This window comes from Paenibacillus sp. FSL W8-1187 (assembly GCF_037965485.1).
GTDB classification, from domain to species: domain Bacteria; phylum Bacillota; class Bacilli; order Paenibacillales; family Paenibacillaceae; genus Paenibacillus_O; species Paenibacillus_O pasadenensis.
On the sequence record NZ_CP150181.1, the window covers coordinates 4,396,034 to 4,417,437 of the forward strand.

The 21,404-nt window shown below is 65.3% G+C and carries 21 protein-coding genes; 9 read left to right on the forward strand and 12 right to left on the reverse strand.

The features are described 5' to 3' along the window. Positions 1 to 34: 34 nt before the first annotated feature. The 4 genes from NYE40_RS19025 to yyaC all read right to left on the reverse strand — a co-directional run bounded on the left by NYE40_RS19025 (position 35) and on the right by yyaC (position 3,503). Entirely contained in the window at positions 35 to 1,240 is a 1,206-nt protein-coding gene (locus NYE40_RS19025; RefSeq protein ID WP_028598514.1) for an SAM-dependent methyltransferase, read from the reverse strand. 111 nt (positions 1,241 to 1,351) lie between these two features. After that, the gene (locus NYE40_RS19030; RefSeq protein WP_028598515.1) at positions 1,352 to 1,999 is read right to left on the reverse strand and encodes a DUF6483 family protein; all 648 of its coding nucleotides are present in this window, start codon (positions 1,997 to 1,999) and stop codon (positions 1,352 to 1,354) included. Between the two features lie 51 nt (positions 2,000 to 2,050). Next, complete coding sequence (locus NYE40_RS19035) at positions 2,051 to 2,881, reverse strand: alpha/beta hydrolase (protein ID WP_028598516.1); 831 nt, start codon at positions 2,879 to 2,881, stop codon at positions 2,051 to 2,053. Positions 2,882 to 2,918: 37 nt separating this feature from the next. Beyond that, positions 2,919 to 3,503 carry a spore protease YyaC gene (gene yyaC, locus NYE40_RS19040; protein ID WP_052333134.1) on the reverse strand — a complete coding sequence of 195 codons (585 nt, stop codon included), beginning with the start codon at positions 3,501 to 3,503 and terminating at the stop codon, positions 2,919 to 2,921. A 178-nt stretch (positions 3,504 to 3,681) separates the two neighbouring features. Between yyaC and NYE40_RS19045 the strand changes: the two genes are divergently transcribed. Continuing rightward, positions 3,682 to 3,912, forward strand: coding sequence for a DUF1128 domain-containing protein (locus tag NYE40_RS19045; protein WP_028598517.1), 231 nt, complete (start codon positions 3,682 to 3,684; stop codon positions 3,910 to 3,912). Between the two features lie 131 nt (positions 3,913 to 4,043). On the opposite strand, the gene NYE40_RS19050 is transcribed toward NYE40_RS19045, so the two are convergent. The 4 genes from NYE40_RS19050 to NYE40_RS19065 form a co-directional block, all read right to left on the reverse strand. Beyond that, on the reverse strand, positions 4,044 to 4,478 hold the full coding sequence (locus NYE40_RS19050) for a hypothetical protein (protein WP_228551670.1): 435 nt from the start codon (positions 4,476 to 4,478) through the stop codon (positions 4,044 to 4,046). 357 nt (positions 4,479 to 4,835) lie between these two features. Then, a complete protein-coding gene (locus NYE40_RS19055; RefSeq protein ID WP_339278792.1) occupies positions 4,836 to 6,491 on the reverse strand; it encodes a UDP-glucose--hexose-1-phosphate uridylyltransferase in 1,656 nt (551 codons plus the stop codon). Between the two features lie 59 nt (positions 6,492 to 6,550). Beyond that, positions 6,551 to 7,537 carry a UDP-glucose 4-epimerase GalE gene (gene galE, locus NYE40_RS19060; protein ID WP_028598520.1) on the reverse strand — a complete coding sequence of 329 codons (987 nt, stop codon included), beginning with the start codon at positions 7,535 to 7,537 and terminating at the stop codon, positions 6,551 to 6,553. 98 nt (positions 7,538 to 7,635) lie between these two features. Beyond that, positions 7,636 to 8,814: a galactokinase gene (locus NYE40_RS19065; protein ID WP_339278793.1), complete on the reverse strand. Its 1,179-nt coding sequence runs from the start codon at positions 8,812 to 8,814 to the stop codon at positions 7,636 to 7,638. Between the two features lie 241 nt (positions 8,815 to 9,055). Here NYE40_RS19065 and NYE40_RS19070 point away from each other — a divergent pair, with 241 nt between their 5' ends. Then, positions 9,056 to 9,907: a helix-turn-helix domain-containing protein gene (locus NYE40_RS19070; protein ID WP_101808083.1), complete on the forward strand. Its 852-nt coding sequence runs from the start codon at positions 9,056 to 9,058 to the stop codon at positions 9,905 to 9,907. Positions 9,908 to 9,972: 65 nt separating this feature from the next. Here the strand turns inward: NYE40_RS19070 and NYE40_RS19075 are convergent, their stop codons facing one another. Further along, complete coding sequence (locus NYE40_RS19075) at positions 9,973 to 11,061, reverse strand: asparaginase (RefSeq protein ID WP_052333376.1); 1,089 nt, start codon at positions 11,059 to 11,061, stop codon at positions 9,973 to 9,975. A 195-nt stretch (positions 11,062 to 11,256) separates the two neighbouring features. On the opposite strand from NYE40_RS19075, the gene NYE40_RS19080 reads away from it, so the two are divergent. The 3 genes from NYE40_RS19080 (at position 11,257) to NYE40_RS19090 (ending at position 13,349) form a co-directional block, all read left to right on the forward strand. After that, complete coding sequence (locus tag NYE40_RS19080) at positions 11,257 to 11,751, forward strand: YtxH domain-containing protein (protein WP_052333375.1); 495 nt, start codon at positions 11,257 to 11,259, stop codon at positions 11,749 to 11,751. Positions 11,752 to 11,764: 13 nt separating this feature from the next. Further along, complete coding sequence (locus NYE40_RS19085) at positions 11,765 to 11,968, forward strand: hypothetical protein (protein ID WP_043111523.1); 204 nt, start codon at positions 11,765 to 11,767, stop codon at positions 11,966 to 11,968. A gap of 160 nt (positions 11,969 to 12,128) precedes the next feature. Further along, entirely contained in the window at positions 12,129 to 13,349 is a 1,221-nt protein-coding gene (locus NYE40_RS19090) for an FAD-binding oxidoreductase (RefSeq protein WP_028599476.1), read from the forward strand. A gap of 1,552 nt (positions 13,350 to 14,901) precedes the next feature. Here the strand turns inward: NYE40_RS19090 and NYE40_RS19095 are convergent. The 3 genes from NYE40_RS19095 to NYE40_RS19105 form a co-directional block, all read right to left on the reverse strand. Beyond that, positions 14,902 to 16,443 (reverse strand): DHA2 family efflux MFS transporter permease subunit, encoded by a 1,542-nt coding sequence (locus NYE40_RS19095; protein WP_052333671.1) that lies wholly within the window; start codon positions 16,441 to 16,443, stop codon positions 14,902 to 14,904. Positions 16,444 to 16,608: 165 nt separating this feature from the next. Next, positions 16,609 to 17,148, reverse strand: a complete 540-nt coding sequence (locus NYE40_RS19100) for a general stress protein (RefSeq protein ID WP_028600770.1) — start codon at positions 17,146 to 17,148, stop codon at positions 16,609 to 16,611. A gap of 89 nt (positions 17,149 to 17,237) precedes the next feature. Next, positions 17,238 to 17,393, reverse strand: a complete 156-nt coding sequence (locus NYE40_RS19105) for a hypothetical protein (protein ID WP_164820196.1) — start codon at positions 17,391 to 17,393, stop codon at positions 17,238 to 17,240. A gap of 199 nt (positions 17,394 to 17,592) precedes the next feature. On the opposite strand from NYE40_RS19105, the gene NYE40_RS19110 reads away from it, so the two are divergent. From NYE40_RS19110 to NYE40_RS19125, 4 genes are all read left to right on the forward strand, one after another. Beyond that, the gene (locus tag NYE40_RS19110; RefSeq protein WP_028600769.1) at positions 17,593 to 17,913 is read left to right on the forward strand and encodes an STAS domain-containing protein; all 321 of its coding nucleotides are present in this window, start codon (positions 17,593 to 17,595) and stop codon (positions 17,911 to 17,913) included. A 33-nt stretch (positions 17,914 to 17,946) separates the two neighbouring features. After that, positions 17,947 to 18,405, forward strand: a complete 459-nt coding sequence (gene rsbW, locus NYE40_RS19115) for an anti-sigma B factor RsbW (RefSeq protein ID WP_028600768.1) — start codon at positions 17,947 to 17,949, stop codon at positions 18,403 to 18,405. After that, the gene (locus tag NYE40_RS19120) at positions 18,402 to 19,184 is read left to right on the forward strand and encodes a sigma-70 family RNA polymerase sigma factor (RefSeq protein ID WP_028600767.1); all 783 of its coding nucleotides are present in this window, start codon (positions 18,402 to 18,404) and stop codon (positions 19,182 to 19,184) included. The genes rsbW and NYE40_RS19120 overlap by 4 nt, the downstream gene beginning before the upstream one ends. A gap of 149 nt (positions 19,185 to 19,333) precedes the next feature. Next, a complete protein-coding gene (locus NYE40_RS19125) occupies positions 19,334 to 20,563 on the forward strand; it encodes a magnesium transporter CorA family protein (protein ID WP_052333669.1) in 1,230 nt (409 codons plus the stop codon). Positions 20,564 to 21,404: the final 841 nt, after the last annotated feature.

The window sequence follows — 21,404 nt, forward strand, 5'->3', positions numbered from 1 at the left end:
GGCCGATTCCAGGTGCCTGGCAACGTCCGGCCGTTTATTCCGGGAGCCTTCCGGCACTGCGGAGCATCCTCTCGAGAGCGGGATCAAGGCTCAGCGAGTCGCGGTAGCGGCGGTACTCCTCCCACTTCCGGAGGCGATGCTCGGCGGCAGAGCCCGACTCCCGGCGGCGGACGGCGCGGATGAGCAGGTTTTTGGGCGTATGCTCCGGATCGATGAACTCGAGCACCTGGGTCCGATAGCCGGCCGCCTCCAGCAGCGAAGCGCGAGCCGCATCGGTGGCGAGCGCGGCGAAGCGCTCCTTGAGCAGGCCGTGGTCGAGCAGCGGCGCGAGCGGCTCGCTCCGGATCTGGCGGAACGCCTCATGCTGGCAGCAGGGCACCGAGAGGATGACCGAGGCGTCCCAGCCGACCGCTTTGGCCAAGGCGGCGTCGGTCGCCGTATCGCAGGCATGCAGCGTGACGACCATGTCGGCTTGCTCGAGCCCTCCGAACTGGCCGATGTCGCCGACCTGGAACGACAGCCTGTCGTAGCCGAGCCGCTCCGCCAGCGCCGAGCAGAACGAGATGACATCCTCCTTCAGATCGAGCCCGATGACGCGCAGCGGCCGCTTCTGCTCGACGGCCAGCAGATGGTAGAGGGCGAACGTGAGATACGATTTGCCGCAGCCGAAGTCGACGATCGTCAGCTCGCGCCCCGTCGGCAGCTCTGCCGCCACGTCCTGCACCATCTCGAGGAAACGGTTGATCTGGCGGTACTTGTCCTGCTTGTCCGCCTTCACCTTGCCCTCGCGGGTCAGGATGCCCAGCTCCTGCAGGAACGCCGGCGCCTCGCCCTCCGTCAGCACCCGCTTCTTCATCCGGTCATGCGACGGAGCGTCGGCCGCCGCCTTGCCGGTCGGCGGCTTGCGCAGCAGCGCGGCTTTTCCTTTTTTGGAGATCAAGACCTGCAGATCGGCCTCCTTGGTCTTGACGAGCGCCTGCCGGTAGCCGGCGCGCAGCAGTCCGGCCATGCGGCCGGCGGCGTCGCCGGGCTCGACGTTCTCATGCAGCACCTTCGTCGGGTAGTGCTTTTCGAACTGGTAGCGCAGTCCCGCCTTCAGCCGCACCGGCCGCACGACCGTGCGAGGAGGCAGGCCGCCTTCTTCCTCGGCCGAGCCCTTCGCTCCGCTGAACGTCGCCTGCAGCAGCGCCTCCTGTCCGACCGCCTCCTCCAGCGCCTGTTCCCACTCTTCTTTCATCATCCCTGCATTCGGCTCCTTTCGTTCCCGCAGCGAAAAGCAAGGCCCCGAGCCGCATCTGCCGGCTGGGGCCGCTTCCGCCGTCCGCGCCGCTTGCCGGCGCTCGGTCGCATTCTATTCCTTGCCGGTCTCGGCGAGCCAAGGCTTCGCCGCCTCCAGCAGCTCCTGGCGGCTCAGTCCGCCCCGCTCCAGGCTCTCATCCGTCAGATGCTGCAGCCGGCCGTAAAAACGACCGAGCTCGCCCGGCTCCAGCCGGCCGTCCTCGTGCAGCTCGTACCACAAATCCTCGGCGCGATCGTACCGCCCCTGCTCCTCGCGCCAAGCGGCGATCCGGCGCTTGCTGTCCGGGGGCAGCTCATAGGCGGACAGCTCCCCGAGCAGCCGCTCGGCGTCGCCGTCCGGGCTCGGCTCCGCGCCGTACGAAGAGGCTCGCAGCAGCAGATGCAGCGCCCTCAGCCGCGTATGGAACGCGGCGCTTTCGTGGCCGAGGTCGTCCTGTACGGACGCTTCTTCCCGCAGCAGCAGCCCGAGTCCGAGCAGCAGGGACGGGTCCGGATCGCCGGAACGGGACAGCATGCGGACGAGATCGTCCTCGGACAAGCTTTTGAGCAGCCTGCCGTTCATGCCGAACTGCCGGTCGAGCAGCTCCTCGACGACCTGCAGCGCCTCCTCCTGCTTGCCGGCCTTGCGCAGGCCGAGGATCGTCGCCGATACTTGCGCCATGCCCTCGATCATCCGCATGATGTAATCCCTCTGGAACATGCGATCCCTCCTCCGATGATGCCTCGCGACGACTGCCGGCCGGACCGCCCGCTAGCGGCTCTGCCCCGGCAAGAAGCCGAGCCAGTCCCGGATAAGTCCGGCCAGCCGCTCCGGCTGCTCCATCATGCTCATATGTCCCGCTCCGTCCAGCGTTTCCTTGCGCGTCCGGGGCGCCTCGGCGGCAAATGCCTTGGCCGGCGGCACGACGCCGTCCTCGCTGCCCGCGACGAGCAGCAGCGGCGCTTCCAGCGACTGCAGCACGGAGCTGCGGTCGGGGCGAGCCTTCATGCCGCGCGCCGCCGCGGCGGCTGCGGACGCGGCCGTGCCGTAGCCGATCTCCTTGGCCTTGTCCAGCAGGCTGCCGTCCGCTCCGGGCGCGAACAGCTTCGGCACGAGCCCGTCCACGAACGGCACGATGCCGTCCGCAGCCAGCGCGGCCGCGGCCTTGTCCCGGCCCTCGCGGGCTTCGGGGCTGTCCGGCAGCGGCGTCGAGTGGATCAGGCCGAGTCCTGCGAGCAGCTGCGGATGCCGCTCGGCCAGCGCGAGCGCGGCGTAGCCTCCCATCGAATGGCCGAGCACGACCGCCGGGCCAACCTCAAGCGACTCCAGCAGCTCCGCGACATCGTCGGCGAGCGTCTCCATGCCGATGATGTCCTCGCCGGCGGCGGATGACTGGCCATGCCCGCGCAGATCGAGCGCGATGACCCTTCCATGCGGCTCGAGCAGCGGCAGCAGCGGCTCCCAATAGGCGGAGCTGCCGCAAAATCCGTGCAGCAGCACAAGCGCGGTTCCGGCCTCGCCGCCTCTTCCGTTGTCGCGGTAGGCCAGATCGGCGCCTCCTTGAAGCGTAAGCCTGCGGTTGGCGAGCGTTCGGTTCGACATCGACATCCTCATCCTTTCGTCGTGCATGTAGTCGTCCTTATTGCCGCGGCGAGCCGGGCATCAAACCTGCCGGCGCGCGGTCCTCCCCCGGCCAGGCCGCCGCCGCCGCATCCGCGATCGTGCGGGCCATGCCGAGCACCCGGTACAGGCTCGTCGTCTGAATGATCCAATACGGCTTATGTCCCTGCGTGTTGACGACCGCCGCCACGCTGTAATCGCCGACCGGCGGCAGATGCTGGCCGATCGCCTGGCCCGGCTGCAGCGGCCCGCTGCGCACCAGATACAGTCCGGTCGACTCGGCCCTCCCGAGGCAGGCGTCGATCGCTACGACGCAGCTCGCCTCCTGCAGCGTCGCGAGGATCGGCCCGACCTGCTCCGAGTCGCAAGGATGCTCCAGCGTGCCCAGCACGCGCGGAAAGCCGAGCTCCGCCAGCAGCGAGCCGGCCAGCGGCCCGAGCGAATCTCCCGTGGAGCGGTCGCTGCCGATGCAGAGGAAAACGACGTCCTCCCGAGCCGGGAACTTGGCCGCCACCGCCTCGAAAAACGTCTGCAGCCCGGCCTTGTCCACGCGAGCCCATTTGGCCGAATCTTCCATCCGGTTCGTTTTTGGTTCACGATTCATTATCCGCACCCTCATTAACGCGGGGTGAGCGCCGCCTGATGCCGCCGTCCGCTCCCTGACCCGCCCGTCTCGCTTCATTGTAACGGATGTGCGGGAGCAGATTCAACGAGCTCTCGGCGAGCGGCCGGCATTCATGATACAATGGACCGAAAGCAGAGCAAGTCCACAGGAGGAACCTATGCCAGATCTCAACGAGCCTACCCAGCAAAACGTCGAATTCATGATCGAGGCGATCAAGGAGAAGCTCCGCATGGCGACGGCCGCCGCGATGCAGGCCTCTTCCTTCTCCATCGACCGCTACGAGGACATCCGCGACCTGTACGAGGTCGTCGCCTCCAAGCCGTCGTTCAGCATCTCCGAGGTGGAGGCGCTCGTCTCCGAGCTCGGCAAGCTCCGCAGAGTCGGCTGACGGCCGGCGCCGGCAGCGCCGTCCCCGCCCTTCATCCGGCCCCGCGCCGGAAAGGCCCGACATCAAAACAAGGTACCCGCGCGCAGCAGCGGGTACCTTGTTTGGCGTTTCATGGCGCGATGCGATCCGGCTTAGACGGCCGTCTGCTCTTCTTCCTGGCCCTCTTCGGAGGCGCCGGCCTCCTCGGCAGCCGCTTCCACGGAGAGGCGTACGGATACGCTCTTCTGCTCGCCGCGCAGGAAGGCCGCGAGGCGCTCCAGCTTGTCGGCGAGCTCCGGTCCCGTCAGCGTCACGTTCAGCTGGTAGCCGAACTGATCGGCCGGCAGCTTCTGCTCGCGGGCCGGGTAGGAGAAGCTCGTCCGCTCTCCCGCCGGAGCCTGGCTGCCGTTCAGCTGGTCCGGGTAGAACTTGTCCGATTTGTTGACGACGCGCTCGTAGATGCGCAGCTTCTTGAGCAGCATGTAGTACTGGGCGGAATGCTTGAAGTTCCAGGCTTCGCGGATATCCTTGAGCGTGTAGTCCGCCTTCCAGCGCTTCAGCTTCTCGACCTGTTCGTCCGAGTCCAATTTCAGAAAATCCTCAAGCGGCATAATTTGCATCGTTTTCGCTTCCCCTCCACATTAACATGTCGAACGTGATAATAGTCAATTTATTAACGTTTATATATAAAAAAATACCATAGAAACGAACGTTCTACAATTGATTTTTTAATTTATTTTTACAATCGACCTCTTGATGACGCCATTTTTGATCAATCTATGAACATCGGTAAATTTCGACCAGAAATTTTGTTCACATTCATGCAGATTCGACAGAATGCGCCTCGATCGGAATGCAAAAAAGACGAAGCCCGGAGGCTCTCCCGCCCCCGGGCTTCGTCCTGATGCTTTTGCTCCGGCTCCGACCCTGCGCCGCCGCTTCGGTCAACCAGCCGGCACGAGGCCGGCCGAGGCCAGGAAGCGTCCGAACGCTTCCCGTCCTTCTCCGGTCTGCTTGTACACTCCCGCATCCCGTAGCACCTGCAGGAACTTGTCGCCAGCCGAAGCCTCCACGAGCCGCAGCGCCTCTCCGCGCTCCAGCGCCGCGCCGCCGGCCGAAGCCTGCAGCTCCTCCAGCCAGAGCCAATGCTGCCCCATCGTCGGCGGTCCTTCCGCCAGCGCCTGCTCCCACGAGGCCGAGCCGTCCAGACAGGAGGCGAGCAGCTCCATCTCCTGCTTCAGCCGGCCGGGCAGCACGGCCAGTCCCATCACCTCGATCAGGCCGATGTTCTCCTTTTTGAGATGATGCAGCTCGCGATGAGGATGGAAAATGCCCTCCGGATGCCGCTCGCTCGTGCGATTGTTGCGCAGCACGAGGTCGAGCTCGTAGGAGCCGTCCGCTCCTCTGCGGGCGACCGGGGTGATCGTGTTGTGCGGCACCCGCTCGCCGTTCTGGACGCTGGACGCCAGCACCTCCGCCTCGGGATCGCTGTACCCTCGCCAGGCCGCGAGCAGCTCGCCCGCCGCCCGCCGCAGCCGGTCCGGATCGCTGCCGCTGACGCGCAGCACGCTCATCGGCCAGCGGACGATGCCGAAGCGGAGATCCTCGTAGCCGGGATGGCGGAAGCTCGCCTCGATCGGCGCCGTCTGCATCGGGAACGCATGATGGCCCCCCTGGAAATGGTCATGGCTCAGAATCGAGCCGCCGACGATCGGCAGGTCGGCGTTGGAGCCGACGAAATAATGCGGCAGCTGCCGGACGAAGTCGAGCAGCCGTCCGAAGCTCTCCTCGCTGATCGCCATCGGCACATGCTCGGCGCGGAACACGATGCAGTGCTCCTTGTAGTACACATAAGGCGAATATTGCAGGAACCATGCCTCGCCGCTCAGCTGGAGCGGGAGGATGCGGTGGTTTTGGCGGGCCGGATGGTCCGCGCGTCCCGCGTAGCCCATGTTCTCCTTGCAGAGCAGGCATTTCGGGTAGCTCGACGGAGGCAGCGTCTTGAGCAGGGCGATCTCGGCGGGGTCCTTTTCGGGCTTCGACAGGTTCACCGTAATCTCCAGCTCGCCGTACTCCGTCGGATGCGTCCAGCTCCGGTTCAGCTCGACGCGGTCCATGCGGATGTAGTTGCTGTCGACGTTGAGCCGGTAGAACCAGTCGGTCGCCGCCGCCACGCCCTGGCTCGCCGCGGTCAGGGCGAAGCGCGCCTGCGTCTCCGACGGCCTTGGAAGGAGCAGCCCCATGATGCGCGCATCGAGCAGATCCCGCTGCGTCACGGTCCGATCCGGCACGATGCCGGCTTCCGCCGCATAATCGAGCAGCGGAGCGAGCAGCTCCGGCATGCCCGGGCCGTCGGCGGACGGGGAGGCGCCGGCTTTGCCGGACGCCCAGGCGGGCGGCTCGAGCAGGCCTTGGCTCCAGGCCGGCCGTTCTTCCTCGCCGGGCAGCGGCGCGTCGAAGCCGAGCAGGTCGAGCACGGCGTTGCGGGCCGCGCCGGCGTCGAGCGGCTCGAGCAGGCCGCGCCTCAGCGCGCCGGCGATCAGTGCCTCGACCGCCTGCAGCGCCTGCTCGGCGGACGAAGCGGGTTGATGCGTTGTCATGGGATGCAGCTCCTTTCTAGATGGAACGGGCCGGACTAGGGCGTGCTTGCCTGCACGCCTTAGCCGCGGTACCCTTGCGGACGGGACTGGTGCCAGGCCCAGGCGGAGGCGATGATCGCCTCCAGATCGCTGCGATGCGGATTCCAGCCCAGCTCGGCGCGAGCCTTTTCCGAGGAGGCGATCAGCACCGCCGGGTCGCCGGAGCGGCGCGGCTCGATGACGGCCGGAATCTCGCGTCCGGTCACGCGGCGGGCGATGTCGATCACTTGCTTGACCGAGAAGCCGTGCCCGTTGCCGAGGTTGTAGACGGCGCTCGCCTCGCCTCTGCGCAGCCGCTCGACCGCAAGGATATGCGCGTCCGCCAGGTCGCTGACATGGATGTAGTCGCGCACGCAGCTGCCGTCCTCGGTCGGATAGTCTTCGCCGAATACCGAGATATGCGGCCGCTGGCCAAGCGCCGTCTGCAGCACGATCGGAATGAGATGCGTCTCCGGATCGTGGTCCTCGCCGATCTTGCCGCTCTCGTGCGCGCCGGCCGCATTGAAGTACCGCAGCGAGACGTAGCGGAACTCATGGGCCGTCTCGAACCAGCGGATCATCTTCTCCATCGCGAGCTTCGTCTCGCCGTAGGCGTTGGTCGGCTCGGTCCGGTCACTCTCGCGGATCGGGACGCTCTCCGGCTCTCCGTACGTCGCGGCCGTGCTGGAGAACACGATGCGCTTCACGCCGGCGCGGTTCATCGCCTCCAGCAGGCAGAGCGTGCCGTATACGTTGTTGTGGTAGTACTTGCCGGGCAGCTTCATGCTCTCGCCGACGAGCGAGTTCGCCGCGAAGTGGATGACCGCGTCGATCTCATTCTCGCGGAAGATGCGGTCCAGCAGCTCCTCGTCGCGAAGATCCCCCTCGTACAGGCGTCCTCCTGTGACGGCCTCGCGGTGGCCCTGCTGGAGGTTGTCGACGACGACGACCTCTTCTCCCTTTTCCAAAAGCGCGGCTACGGCATGCGAGCCGATATAGCCCGCGCCTCCCGTTACCAGAACTGCCATGCTGATCTCTCCTCTCCCAAGCTCATGCGGTCTCTGCCAGGCTTGCCGCCTCTACGATCATACGACAAACCCCGCCTCCGGCATATGGTCCGCGAAGGCTAGACGTCGATCCGGGACACGCCGTCGCCGATCGAGCAGACGTAGAAGTCCGCCTGCAGCCCCGTCGCCGCGGCGTACTCGGCTCCGACCTGCTCGCGGAAGCGGTCCACGCTGTCCTTATGGACGAGCGAGACGGTGCAGCCGCCGAAGCCGGCGCCCGTCATGCGCGAGCCGAGCACGCCCGGCACCTTGCGCGCGGCGTCGACCATCGCGTCGAGCTCGCGGCCCGTCACCTCGTACAGATCGCGCAGCGAGTCATGCGAGGCGTTCATCAGCCGGCCGAAAGCCGCCAGATCGCCCTGCTCCAGCACGTCGACCGACTGCAGCACGCGGTCGATCTCCTCGACGACATGCCGCGCGCGGCGCCGCACCGTCTCGCTGGCGATGCGGCTCTCCTCCGCGCGCAGCTGCTCCGGCGTCAGCTGGCCGAGCAGCGTCAGCTCCGGATAGGCGGAGCGCAGCTCCTGCACGGCCTGCTCGCATTCGGCGCGCCGCTCGTTGTACTTGGAGTCGACGAGTCCCCGCCGTTTTTTGGTGTTGCCGATGACGAGCACATGGTCGCCCGACTCGAACGGAACGTGGCGGAACTCGAGCGTGTCGCACATCAGCAGCATCGCCTGGCCCTCGCGGCCGTTCGCGACGGCGAACTGGTCCATGATGCCGCACTGCACGCCGTTGAACTCGTTCTCGGACCGCTGCGCCAGCAGCGCCAGCTCGGTGAGGTCGACCGGATGCCCGCCTTCGGTCAGCAGCGCGTAGCCGGTGACGACCTCGATCGAAGCGGAGGAGGACAAGCCCGAGCCGTTCGGAATCTCGCCATGGTAGAGCAGGTCGAAGCCTTTCTCCGGTCCCCGTCCGCTTTTTTGCAGCTCATGGACGATGCCCTTCGGATAGTTGCTCCAGTCGTCCTCCTCGCGATGCGCGATGCCGTCCAGCGCCACGTCGAACCGCTTGTCCGGGAAGTTCGTCGAGGCGAACCGCAGCAGGCGGTCCTCCCGCGGCCGCAGCAGCAGCGTCGTGCCGAACGTGAGCGCGGCCGGGAAGACGTAGCCGCCGTTGTAGTCGGTATGCTCGCCGATCAGATTGACCCGGCCCGGAGCCTGGTAGAAGCGGATGTTCTCCGCCTCGCCGCCAAACAAAGTCAGGAACGAATCCGTCAGCTGTTTCAAATCCGCCATGTTCAATCATCCTTTTCTCGGAATTGGTCATTATAGACAAATCGGGCCCGAGCGGCCTTGCCTCTCCGGCTCCGGGCCGCGCCTTTCATGCTTGCCGCGACGCTCGTTACAGTCTCAGTATACGTCCGGCAAAGCTCGCACGGAATGGCAGCATGTGAACTGAATATGGATATATGTGACTTCTTCTGTTCAATCAGGCCCGTCGCGGATACAATCTACCTTATAAAGGAGGCGCTTGCGAGTGAAGGAATTCTACTATCGCGTCGCGTCCAGCGCGGAGACGGGCGCCGGACAGCCGCTGGAGATCCTGTTTGCCGGCGAGGGCCAGACGCGGCCCGGTCATCGGATCGGCCCGAAGGTGTACGACTTTTACCTGCTCCATCATGTGCTGTCCGGCCGCGGCCGCTTCACGGGCGGCGGCGCCGAGCATGAGCTCGGCGCCGGCCAGTCGTTCCTGATCGAGCCGGAGCAGCTCGTCTCCTACGAGGCCGACCGCGCCGATCCGTGGGCGTACCGCTGGATCGCCTTTCGCGGGCCTTGGGCGGCCGAGGCGGCCGCCGCCTTCGGCGCGGGCCGGACGGTCGCCGATACGGGGCGCAGCCGCCGGCCGGCCGCCGCCCTGCGGCTGGCGATGGACGCCCTGCGCCAGCCGGCGGGAGCGCAGCTCGCCGCGGCGGGCGGCCTGCAGCTGGCGCTCGGCGAGATCGCCCGCGCCTGCGCGCGCCGCGACGAGCCCGGCGATGCGCCGGGCGGCGCGGAGGAGGACAACGCGCTCGTGCGCGCGCTGCTGCGGCTGCTGTCGACGCAGTATGCCGAGCCCGTCACGATGGAAGGCATCGCCGAGTCGCTCGGCTACAGCCGCGCGTACCTGTCCCGCGTGTTCAAGCGCCATACCGGCGCGACGCCGGTCTCGTACCTGCTGCGGCTGCGCATCGACAAAGGCCGGCTCATGCTGCGCGAGCGCAAGGATCTGACGGTCGAGCAGATCGCCTCCTCCGTCGGCCTGCAGGACGCGCTTTATTTCTCGCGGCAGTTCCGCCGCTTCTACGGCGAATCGCCGAGCGAGTACAGGCAGTCGGTATGGGGCTCCTGACCTCCATCCCGCTTTGAATTGCAGTCCGCAAAAAGAAGCTGTCCCGCCCGGGACAGCTTCTTTCGTTACAAGCCGCTGCTCCATTCGAGCTCGAAGGCCGGCCGCAGCCGGCCGGTCTCGACGCCCGTCGAGCTGACCATCACTTCCGGGAACTGGGCCCGCACGCCTTCGGCCGCAGCGGACAGCAGCCGCTCCAAGTCGATCCGATCCTCCGGGAGCACCCCGGCGAGGTCCAGGCTGCCGCGCAGCTGGTCGAGCAGCTCCGCCGCGATGACCGGCCAGGCGGATTCTCCGCCGTCGTCGACTTGAATCGCCGCGCCGATTCCGGCTTGCGGAATCGCCAGCGCGAACATCCCCTGGGCGCCGCTTTTTGCGAGAATGCCATGCTCCAGCAGCACGCTCGCGAGCCTGCCCTCGCCCTCGACGAGGGCGGGATGCGCCAGCATCGCCTCCGCGACGCGCCTGGCGGCGGGCAGCGCCTCGTCGTCCGCCATCGCGGCTTCCGGCAGCGCGAGCCGCGCGTACGTCAGCGCAATCGCCTCGAGCGGCAGCCGGAATACCGGCAAGCCGCAGCCGTCGACCGCGCGGCCGATCTCTTCCGGCTCCAGATCCGCAAACGCTGCGACGGCCTCCAGCATCCGCTGCTGCAGCGGATGCTCCGGGTTCGTGTAGCCTTCGAGCGGCCAGTCCATCATCCGGCAGTAAGCGAGCAGGCCGACATGCTTGCCCGAGCAGGTATGATACAGCTTGCGCGGCGCGGCTCCGGCCCGCATCGCCTCGTCGCGCTCATGCCGTCCGAGCGGCAGGTCGTCGTGGAAGGCGAGCTGCTCCTCCCGCACTCCCGTCAGCTCCAGCATGCGCTCCAGCAGCGCGATATGCTCCGGCGCTCCGCGATGCGAGGCCGACATGAGGGCGATCGCCTCCTCCGGGAGCCCGAAGCGCTCCATGAGGCCGGCCGCGATGGACGGAGCCGCCTGCACCGGCTTGGCGGTCGAGCGCATGAACGCCTCGGCGTAGGGATCGCCTGCGGCTGCCAGCAGGCGGCCCGAGGCGTCGACGACCGCGATGCGGCCGGTATGGATGTTTTCAGCCCATTGTCCTCGCGTCGTGCCGGAGAGAGGCACGCCGGGATGATGCTGTTGCGTGTAGTCCATCTGCGTCAGGCTTCCTTTCTTTGATCGTGCCGATGATCTTCTACCGATGTATTCCCGATTCCTCGGACGGGTGACGTCCGAGCAGCCGGCAATCCATTATACCAGTCCGATTCGTCCAAGCACCACCGTACTCGTTTCAACGAAACGAATAGCGGTTATCTATCTTCAACGACGAATTAAAGGAGATGAACGGTCATGGCAAACGAAACCGTTAAAGGCGGAGGCGTAACGAAAGGCATTCTGATCGGAGGCGCGATCGGCGCGGCGGCAGCCCTCCTGTTCGCCCCTAAATCGGGCAAGGAGCTCCGTACGGATCTGGCCCGCAAGTCCTCGGACGCGGCGGATTACGCCAAGAAGCAAGGCGCGCTGCTCGCCGAGCAGGCCAAGTCGACGGCCGCCGTAGCCGGCGAAAAGGCTTCCGCTATCGGCACCAAGGTGCAGGAGCTCGCCGCCAAGGCGAAGGAAGCGGCTCTCGTCCATCAGGACGCCATCAAGGAGACGGCGGCGACGGCAGTCTCCGAGACGAAGGAAGCGATCGCGGACGTGAAGGATCATGCCCAGCAGGTGTCTTCCGAAGCGAGCCGCCACGTCGACAACATCAAGGAAGAGGCCGAGGCGAACAAGAAGGACGCGCAGGCTTCCGCCAACGTGTTCAAGAACGACAGCAGCGGAGCCGGCTTCTCCAACTAAAGGAGCGATTCCGATGAGCAGCCCTGAATCCAAGGACAATGGTCCGATCCGCGACGGACAGGCCGGCGCTCCCCACCGGGACGTCGACGAGGCCGAGAACGGGTCGATGGTACAGGACGTGGATGACATGAAGCGGCTCGGCAACGACATGGAGCGCGTGCGCACCAATGCCGAGCTCGAGCAGGATGGACTCGTGCCCGATCCCGTCCAGGAGTAAAGCCGCGCTCTGCGAAGCCCCGCCCTCATCCATCTATTCATGGATGAGGGCGGGGCTTTTGCCGCTTGCCCGGTCCCGATGTCGGGAGCGGGCGCTCGCGATAACCGCGCATAGCCGATTCGCCGGATGGGCTATATTATGACCAGGAGATGATCTGTCCATGAACGACCACCATGCCGGCAAGCTGTTTTGGCCGCTGACGATGACCCATGTCGAGTCCTATCCGCCTCTGGCGGGCAAGCAGCAAGTCGAAGTCGCCATCATCGGCGGCGGGATGTCCGGCATCTGCTGCGGCCTCGTGCTCGCGCGCAGCGGCATTTCCGCCTGCGTGCTGGAGCGGGATGCCGTAGCTGGAGCGAGCACGTCGGCGAATACGGGGCTGCTGCAATTTTCCAATGACGTCATGCTGACGGAGCTGATCGAGCAGATCGGCCGCACCGACGCCGTGCGCTTCTACCGGGAATGCCTGCATGCCGTCGAGCAGCTGGCTCTGACCGCCTCCACGCTGCCGGGAGACATCGGCTTCCGCCGCCGGAGCAGCCTTTACTATGCCAGCAGCGAGCAGGATCTGCCCAAGCTGCGCAAGGAATACGAGGCGCTGCGGGAACACGGCTTCCCGGTCCATTTTTGGGAGCCGCAGGACATCGCTTCCCGCTTCCCGTTCTCCAAGCCGGGCGCGATCGTCACAGCCGGCGACGCGGAGGTGAATCCGTTCCAGTTCGTGCAAGCGATGGCGAACGCCGCGGTGAATGCGGGACTGCTCATCTGCGAGCGGACGGAGATCGCGCTCCACCGCTTGAACGGCGGCAAGCAGGTGCTCGAGACGGCCGACGGCGCGAGCATCGAGGCGAAGCATGTCATCTATGCGGTCGGCTACGAGCCGGAGGAGCTGCGCGGGCAGCTGATCAAGGCCGCGATCAACCGCTCCTTTGCCGGCGTGACGCCGGTCCAGCAGTCGCTGGAGCCCTGGCATCAAGGGATGATGCTGTGGGAAACGGCGCGGCCGTACCTGTACCTGCGCACGACCGTCGACGGCCGGATCGTCATCGGCGGCCTCGACGAGGAGCGTCCCGACCCGGTGCAGGGCGAGGCGGCCCGCCAGAAGCGGATCGCCAAGCTGTCTCGGCAGCTGGCGGAGCTGTTCCCCATGCTCGACAGCACGCTCGACTACGAGTGGAGCGCGGCCTTCGGCGAGTCGCGGGACAACCTGCCGTTCATCGGCCGCGATCCGGAGCGCGACGGCGTCTATTACTGCCTCGGCTACGGCGGCAACGGCACCGTCTACAGCATGATGGCGGCGCATCTGCTTCGCGATCTGATCCGGGGCGAGTCGCATCCGATGGAGGCCATTGTCGGGCTTTCCCGCCCCTCCCTTCAGTAGCTGCTCAGCGGTGCAACCGAGCGGGACGGGGGCTGCAAGACGAAAAGAGCAAAATCGGCGGAAGGCCCGGCCCGCTTTCACGGATCGGCGGATCGGGACGGGGGCAGGCCGCGATCCCTTCGCGGGACGGAGGCAGGACCGCGATCCCTTCGCGGAGGCGGGGGAGGACCGGGATCCCTTCGCGGGGGCGGAGCCAGGACCGCGATCCCTTCGCGGGGGCGGAGCCAGGACCGTATTCGCTTCGCGGAGGCAGGCCAGGACCGTATTCGCTTCGCGAAGGCAGGCCAGGACCGTATTCGCTTCGCGGGGGCAGGCCAGGACCGTAATCGCTTCGCGAACGCAGGCCAGGACCGTATTCGCTTCGCGGGACGGGGGCTCGTTCCGATCTCCCTGGAGCCCAGATTCCTTTGATCCCATTCCCCAGCTGGGGTGGAATCCGGCCTCCAAGGGAACCGCTGCCGCTTCTCCACGAGCTCCCCGTTCGCTTCACTGCTGGTCCTTGAGCCTACGTTGCTTCTTCGCGAGGAGGCCTCCGCCCTTGCAAGCAAAAGCTCATCCAACCCGCTCCGCTGACTAATTGCTACCGCCCCTGTCCGTCTGCACGACCGAGTTGCTCGGTTTTTCCGCGTAACTGCGACCGTTTGGGCCTCCTCCTACCCGAGTTGCTCGGTTTTTCCGCGTAACTGCGTCCGTTTGGGCCTCCTCCCACCCGAGTTGCTCGGTTTTTCCGCGTAACTCCGACCGCTTGGGCCTCCTCTCACCCGAGTTGCTCGGTTTTTCCGTGTAACTCCGACCGCTTGGGCCTTCTCCTACCCGAGTTGCTCGGTTTTTCCGCGTAACTGCGCTCCCTTCCTCCGACCCGCATTCCAACTAACTCGATTTTTTCGACTTACTGACTCGACTTCACGCCCCAAGAGCCTGCTAACTCGATTTTTTCGACTTACTGACTCGACTTCGCGCCCCAAGCGCCGGCTAACTCGATTTTTTCGACTTACGGGCTCGATTTCGCGCCTCCGAGACCAAAGGTGAGTTGGCAACAAGCGAGTGGCAGCTATGCAGGCACGAGCAGGTGATTGGTAAGAGCACGCCAACTCGCTTGGCTAGTAAGCGTTGGGCGCAATGGAGACTGCCGTCTCCCGGGTCTGCGGGAGACGTGGTCCACCCCCTATAAAAAGGGGGTGAAGGCGGGCGCCGGGACGAAGGAAGCGGAGCGAGACGATGCCTTTCGGAGAAGCGGCAGCGGTCCTCTTGGAAGACGGATGGCCTCCGCCTAGGAGGTCAGGAAATCAGGGCATCCGGCTTCCAGTGGAATCGGAGAAAGGCTCGGCTCGCGTAGCGGCCTGTTCGTCCCATTCGGCTCGGCACGCGCAGCGGCCTGTTCGTCCCATTCGGCTCGGATCGCGCAGCGGCCTGTTCGTCCCATTCGGCTCGGATCGCGCAGCGGCCTATTCGTCCCATTCGGCTCGAGCTGGCGCAGCGGCCTGTTCATCCATTTTTACCCATCAAAAAGGCCCGCGCATCGCGCGAGCCTTTCCTTTTCCCAGCATGGACCTTATCCCTCCAGCTTGCCTTCCGTCGGAGCGTGGCCGGCAACCGCGGCGGCCGGCACCGACTGCACGACCGCTTCCTGCGGCGAAGTCTTGCGGATGAAAAACGCCAGCACGAGCGCCGCGGCCGAAATCCACGTGGCCAGCAGGAAAGCCGAATTGATGCCGTGGATATAGGCTTCCTGGGTAATATGAGCGACCGCCGCCTTGTTCGCGGCGTCGCTCGGATCGATGCCCGCCTGGCGGATCATGTCCGCTCCCTGCTGCTTGGCCTGGCTGCTCATGATCGAGACGAGCAGCGCCGTGCCGAGCGCGCCGCCGACGGTGCGCAGCGTGTTGGACATCGCCGTGCCGTGGGCGAGCAGCTCGCGCGGCAGCTGGTTGAGTCCCGCCGTCATGATCGGCATCATGAGCAGCGACATGCCGAACATGCGCGCCGTATACAGCAGGATCAGCACTTGATAGGACGTCGAGTCCGTCAGCTGGCTGAATTCGAATGTCGTGACGACGGTGATGACAAGGCCGGTGACGGCGAGCCAGCGGGCGCCGACACGGTCGAAGATCATGCCCGTGATCGGACTCATGATGCCCATCAGGATCGCGCCGGGCAGCAGCAGCAGCCCCGCCTTGATCGGCGTGAAGCCGAGAATGTTCTGCAGGTAGAGCGGCAGCAGGATCATCGCGCCGAACATCGACATCGTGACGAGGATGTTGATGACCGTCGTCAGGGCGTACATGTTGAACTTGAAGACGCGGAACTCCAGGATCGGCGTTTTGATGGACAGCTGGCGCAAGACGAGCAGGACCAGGCTGACGGCGCCGATCGCCAGCATCGCCAGCACGAGCGAGCTGTCCCAGCCCTTCGTGCCGGCTTCGCTGAAGCCGTACAGCAGGCCGCCGAAGCCGAGCGTGGACAGCACGACGCCGAGATAATCGAGCTTCACCTCGCGGCGCGGCAGCACGTTTTTCATCGTAAAGGCTCCGAGCAGCAGCGACGCGATCGCGATCGGCAGCACGATATAGAACAGCACCTGCCAGTCGTAATGCTGGACGACCCAGCCGGACAGCGTCGGACCGACCGCCGGCGCGAAGATCATCGCGATGCCCATGAGCCCCATCGCCTGGCCGCGCTTCTCGACCGGGAAGATCGAGAGGAAGATGACGTTCATCAGCGGCATGAGCACGCCCGCTCCCGCAGCCTGGACGATCCGGCCGGCCATGAGGACGGGGAACTGTCCGGAGAGCGCGCAGATGACGGTGCCGATGGAGAACAGGATCATCGACACGAGGAACAGCAGGCGCGTCGTGAAGCGGCCGACCAGATAGGCGCTGAGCGGCACGAGGATGCCGTTGACGAGCATGAAGCCTGTCGTCAGCCATTGGGCAGTGCTCGGCTCGATCGAGAGATCGGCCGAAATCGTCGGCAGCGCGACGTTGATGAGCGTCTGATTGAGGAGCGAGACAAACGCTCCGATGATGAGCGCAGCGACGATCGGTCCTTTGCGGATGGAGGCCGCGGCGGCGTCTGGCACGCCGGCAGCCGGCATGGACTTGCTCAAGGACTATCCCCTCTTTCCTTCTGATGTTCTTGACAGATGTATATCTTACTTCTAAAGGGATTGGACAGTCAATGGATGTTTCCGCTAAGTCCAAAAAGCCCGCGGCAGAATGGCTTCTGCGCAGGCTCTTCGCCATGCCGTGCTGCTCGTGCCTTAAAGGATCTTGACCGCTCCGTTCGCCCGGAGCAGCGTCTCGGCCTCGCCGAGGGCGGCCTCCGTCGGTCCGTCGGCCTCATAACCGCCGTCCGAGCCGTCATCGCGGTCCGCGATGATGACGATTCGGCCCTCCGATACGGCGTCGCGGCAAGCTTCCGCATCGCTTTCGCCGAGGCCGAAGTCTTTGAAGATGTTCTCGAACGGCGTGTCGCCGCTGTCGATCAAGCCGCCGGCAACGGCCGGATAGGCTCCGCCGAGATAAGGCGCGACGCCGGTGCCGGACATCGTCCCTCCGCCAAGCGGAGCCGCGCCTACGACGAACGTCCCGGGCATGCCGGTGCCGTCGCCGCCACGCGCGTCCCGAATTTCCTGCAGCTCGTCGGCATGCACGTCCGTATCCGCTTCGACGAAGCGTACCGCGTCGCGGTCCCGCCCGACGACCTTGATCTCGTCTGCGGCGTAGCCTCCGTCGCGCAGCGCCTGCACGGCCTTGACGGCCTGCTCCTGGTTGTCGAAAATTCCGATCGTTCTGCTCATATCGTTCTCCTCCTTGTGAAAGATAGGCTTCCCCGGGCGCCGCTCCTCCATCCGCTGCTGGCGGTCAGGCGGCCTCCCGGATGCCGGCGCTAGAACATGGGGATGATGTATTGGATCAGGAAGTACAGGACGCCGAAAAAGATGATGAGATAAGCGGCGTACTTGATGAACGTCGATGCGACCATGCTCGAGTCCGATTTGTGCTCCACATGCCTTTCCTCGACTTGCACGTTCCGATTGTCCATGGATAGGACCTCCTTTTGGTTTCGCCCTGCTTATTGCACTATTAACCCGGGGCCGCCGGAGAAAAACCGCTTTCCACGCAAAAAAAAGGACGGTTTTCCCAGGCCGCGCCCGTTTCATTCCGTCTCGGAAGGGTTATTATCTTGCTATGAGCTATTAATGAAGCCGAAGTATCATCAATCAGAACCAGGAGAGGGATCTATGAACCAGAATGAGAAGTTCCAACTACGCACCGAAACTCAGGAAGGCCGCTGCATCGTCTACCTGAGCGGAGAGCTCGACCTCGACTCCGCGTCCCAGCTGCGCGCCGCGATGGCGCCCCTCATGGAGCTGACGGACCGCGAGCTGATCCTCAACCTGCGCGACCTTAAATACATCGACAGCACGGGAATCGGCATTTTCGTTTCCGTCCTGAAAGCCCGGCACGCCAAAAACGCCCCGTTCGAAGTCGAGGCGATTCCGCCCGGCATCCGCAAGCTGTTCGACATGACCGGAATCACTTCCTTCCTCACCAAATCCTGAAGCCTACGGCGCCCAGAAAGGACCGAATCAACCATGACTGCTGAAGAAAAAATCACGCTGCGCCTGCCGGCCAAATCCGACTATCTGGACCTGATCCGGCTGACTCTGTACGGAGTGGCCACCAAGGTCGGCTTTACCTACGAGGAGATCGAGGATATGAAAGTCGCCGTGTCGGAAGCCTGCAACAACGCCGTCCTGTACGCTTATGCCGGACGCGCCGACAGCGAGCCGGCCGGCGAGATGGAAGTCAGCTTCCTCCGGGCCGGCGAAGCGCTGTCGATCGTCGTACGGGACGAGGGGGACAGCTTCGACGCCGCCTCCGTCGCCCAGAGAGCCGAGCCGCTCCATGGCAAGTCCATTCACGACATCCAGGCAGGAGGCCTCGGCCTTTATCTGATGCAAGCTCTCATGGACGAAGTCGAAGTGCGGAGCGAAAAAGGGACGGAGGTCGTACTTACCAAACGTCTGGTAAAAAGTGGGGAGATGGCATGAGCATGCAACCGGCCAGCCCTTCTCCCCAGGCAGGAACAGCCCTTATTCTGGAATATCAGAACAACCCGAACAACGATCTGGCGACGCAGCTCATCACGCATTACGAGCCGATGGTGAAGATGGCGGCCGGCAAGATCGCGCGCAACCGCCCCGATCTGTACGAGGATCTGTACCAGGTCGGCCAGATGGCGCTGCTGCGGCTGTTCGCCCAGTTCGACGCCTCGATGGGCGTGCAGTTCGAGCCGTACGCGATGAAGAGCATCATTGGCCATATGAAAAACTACCTGCGGGACAAATCCTGGTATATCCAGGTTCCGCGGCGCATCAAGGAAAAAGGCATCGCCGTGCAGCAGGCGATCGACGAGCTGACCGTCCAGCTGGAGCGCTCGCCCCGCATCGAGGAGATCGCCCTGCGCATGGATCTATCCGTCGAGGAGACGCTGGAAATTCTCGGCGGCCGGGACTTATATCATTATATCTCGCTCGATACTCCGATTTCGGAGGACGAGAGCACGACGACGCTCGGGGAGCTGATCGGCTCCCAGGCGGACGACTTCGATACCGTGGACAAAAAGATGGATCTGAAGGCCGCCCTCGAGCAGCTCAAGCCCGAGGAGCAGCAAGTGCTGCAGCTCGCCTTCGAGGAAGGCATCCCGCAGAGGCTGATCGCCGATCGGCTCGGCGTCTCGCAGATGAGCATCTCGCGCATCCAGCGCCGCGCCATCGAGAAGCTCAAGCGGCTGCTCTCCGAGGACGGCCAGCCGTACGACGAGGCGTAGCGACCTCATGCCGCGCCAAAAGGCCGCATCCGAACGTCGGATGCGGCCTTTTGGCGCGGCCTGCGCAGGAACGGAGCCGGTTGTTAAGCGCGGCGGCTTCGGGGTATGATGGAAAGATCGACGCCAAGCGCGGGAGGGGGACGGAGCCCATGATTCATCGCCAGCTCAACTATAAGGCCGGATGGGAATGGCATGTCATCCAGGACGATCGCCATGCCCGCTCCTTCCTCCCGGACGGGCAAGCTCCGCTTGTCCGGTCGCGCTCGGCGGGCCGGCGCCGGCCCGCCGATCCGGCCATGGAGCAGGCCGGACGCCTGGCTGAGCAGATCGCCGCGCAGCGGGCCGAGCAGCTCCGCGCGCTCGCGTCGGAGCTGCCCTTCTGCTCTTCATGGCTCCGCGAGACGGAGGGCCGCCGCCGCAACGAGGTCCATTTCAGCCTCGACGAGCGGCAGCAGCCGCTGCTCTCCGGCACCCTCATGGTGCAGCCGGACGCCGCCGAGAGCGAGCCGCAGCCGCTGCACTACTGGCTGTGCGGCTCCCGCCTCGTCACCTGGCACGAGGACCCGCGCCTGCCGCTCAAGCTGCAGGCGGGGTCCTGGGCCGAATGGATGGAAGGCTGCCCAGGCGCGCGCGAGGCGTTCCTCGTGCTGCTCGGAGCGCTGCTGGAGGCGTTCCACGGCGGCCTCGACGATTACGAGCGGAAGCTGACGGAGCTGGAGCGTGCCGTGCACAGCCGCAACCGCACCGCCCTGCTGCCCGTCATTTTCGAGCGCCGCCACGAGCTGCTGCACTGGACGCATCTGTTCCTGCCGATCCGCGAGGTGCAGGATTCCGTCAAGGAAGCGTATGTGGACGCCATTCTGGATACGCCGGAATTCCAGCGCCTCGGCTACAAGCTTGAACGCATCGACTCGCTGCTCACCCGCTACACGTCGGAGATCGACACGCTCATCGCGATGGACGATGCGATCGCCAGCTTCCGCGGCAACGACATTATGAAGACGCTGACGATCTTCACCGCGCTGTTCGTGCCGCCGACGATCGCCGGCACGCTGTGGGGCGTGAACTTTCGCTACTTGCCGGGAATCGACAGCCGCTGGGGCTTCCCGATCCTGTGCGCCTCGATCGTGCTGTTCGCCGCCGGCCTGTACGCCTGGCTCTGGTTCAAAGGCTGGACGGGCGACCTGCTCACCGACCGCGCCGAATCGCGCAGGCGCGCCCGGCGGGGCAAGGAGCAGGCCGCCGCGGAGCCGTCCGCAGCCGCGCCGATGCCGAAGCGCTCGCGGCCGGCCAAGGCCAAGCGCCCGCAAGCCGCCGCTTCCGGCGGCAGCCGCAGCCGGCGCCCGTACCCCGGCGATGACGGGGAGAAGCGGGACTAGACGCCGGGCTCGGGCTGCGGAGCGGGCTCCAAGGCACTTTTGTGCCTTGGATTTGCCCGGTTCGGGCCGCGCAGCGGGCACCAAGGCATATTTATGCCTTGGATTCGCCCGGTTCGGGCTGCGGAGCGGGCACCAAGGCACTTTTGTTCCTTGGATTCGCCCGGTTCGGGCCGCGCAGCGGGCACCAAGGCACTTTTGTGCCTTGGATTCGCCCGGTTCGGGCCGCGCAGCGGGCACCAAGGCACATTTCTGCCTTGGATTCGCCCGGTTCGGGCCGCGGAGCGGGCACCAAGGCACATTTGTGCCTTGGACTCGCCCGGTTCGAGCCGCGCAGCGGGATCCAAGGCACTTTTCTGCCTTGGATTCGCCCGGTTCGGGCTGCGGAGCGGGCACCAAGGCACAATTGTGCCTTCGATTCGCCCGGTTCGGGCCGCGGTGCGGCGGCGGACTGGTTCATGGCAGCGGCGATTCCCCGAATATCGGCGCTTCTCCCAGGTCCAGGCGCGTCCCCAAAGCCGGGACCGTCACGAACGGGTCGCGCCAAGCTCAGCGCCCCGTCGCCTTCCCCTTCCGGCTGGCCGCAATCGCTGCCGCCAGCTCCCGGCCCCCCCATTTCTGCACTCCGTCCGTCTCCCCCTGCACTCCCTCCGTCTTTCCTCCTGCACTCCCTCCGTCTTCCCTCTTGCATGAACGCCTACATCGCAAGTAAAATCGACGCTGATAATCCGACGCACGCGCTGGCCAAGAAGCTCGCCTCAAAGTCTGATTCGGCGCCGCTCGCCCTGCCGATAGGTCCGCCTGCCTTCCCACCAACTTCGCAGGCCGGCTGCAAGCTCGTTCC

Bases quoted from the DNA above. Each gene is read 5' to 3' on its own strand.
- NYE40_RS19120 (WP_028600767.1), top strand. From the start codon at position 18,402: ATGAGCATGCAACCGGCCAGCCCTTCTCCCCAGGCAGGAACAGCCCTT.
- rsbW (WP_028600768.1), top strand. From the start codon at position 17,947: ATGACTGCTGAAGAAAAAATCACGCTGCGCCTGCCGGCCAAATCCGAC.
- NYE40_RS19095 (WP_052333671.1), bottom strand. From the start codon at position 16,443: ATGCCGGCTGCCGGCGTGCCAGACGCCGCCGCGGCCTCCATCCGCAAA.
- NYE40_RS19075 (WP_052333376.1), bottom strand. From the start codon at position 11,061: ATGGACTACACGCAACAGCATCATCCCGGCGTGCCTCTCTCCGGCACG.
- NYE40_RS19100 (WP_028600770.1), bottom strand. From the start codon at position 17,148: ATGAGCAGAACGATCGGAATTTTCGACAACCAGGAGCAGGCCGTCAAG.
- galE (WP_028598520.1), bottom strand. From the start codon at position 7,537: ATGGCAGTTCTGGTAACGGGAGGCGCGGGCTATATCGGCTCGCATGCC.
- yyaC (WP_052333134.1), bottom strand. From the start codon at position 3,503: ATGAATCGTGAACCAAAAACGAACCGGATGGAAGATTCGGCCAAATGG.
- NYE40_RS19045 (WP_028598517.1), top strand. From the start codon at position 3,682: ATGCCAGATCTCAACGAGCCTACCCAGCAAAACGTCGAATTCATGATC.
- NYE40_RS19110 (WP_028600769.1), top strand. From the start codon at position 17,593: ATGAACCAGAATGAGAAGTTCCAACTACGCACCGAAACTCAGGAAGGC.
- NYE40_RS19030 (WP_028598515.1), bottom strand. From the start codon at position 1,999: ATGTTCCAGAGGGATTACATCATGCGGATGATCGAGGGCATGGCGCAA.
- NYE40_RS19105 (WP_164820196.1), bottom strand. From the start codon at position 17,393: ATGGACAATCGGAACGTGCAAGTCGAGGAAAGGCATGTGGAGCACAAA.
- NYE40_RS19055 (WP_339278792.1), bottom strand. From the start codon at position 6,491: ATGACAACGCATCAACCCGCTTCGTCCGCCGAGCAGGCGCTGCAGGCG.
- NYE40_RS19085 (WP_043111523.1), top strand. From the start codon at position 11,765: ATGAGCAGCCCTGAATCCAAGGACAATGGTCCGATCCGCGACGGACAG.
- NYE40_RS19090 (WP_028599476.1), top strand. From the start codon at position 12,129: ATGAACGACCACCATGCCGGCAAGCTGTTTTGGCCGCTGACGATGACC.
- NYE40_RS19025 (WP_028598514.1), bottom strand. From the start codon at position 1,240: ATGATGAAAGAAGAGTGGGAACAGGCGCTGGAGGAGGCGGTCGGACAG.
- NYE40_RS19080 (WP_052333375.1), top strand. From the start codon at position 11,257: ATGGCAAACGAAACCGTTAAAGGCGGAGGCGTAACGAAAGGCATTCTG.
- NYE40_RS19065 (WP_339278793.1), bottom strand. From the start codon at position 8,814: ATGGCGGATTTGAAACAGCTGACGGATTCGTTCCTGACTTTGTTTGGC.
- NYE40_RS19035 (WP_028598516.1), bottom strand. From the start codon at position 2,881: ATGTCGAACCGAACGCTCGCCAACCGCAGGCTTACGCTTCAAGGAGGC.
- NYE40_RS19125 (WP_052333669.1), top strand. From the start codon at position 19,334: ATGATTCATCGCCAGCTCAACTATAAGGCCGGATGGGAATGGCATGTC.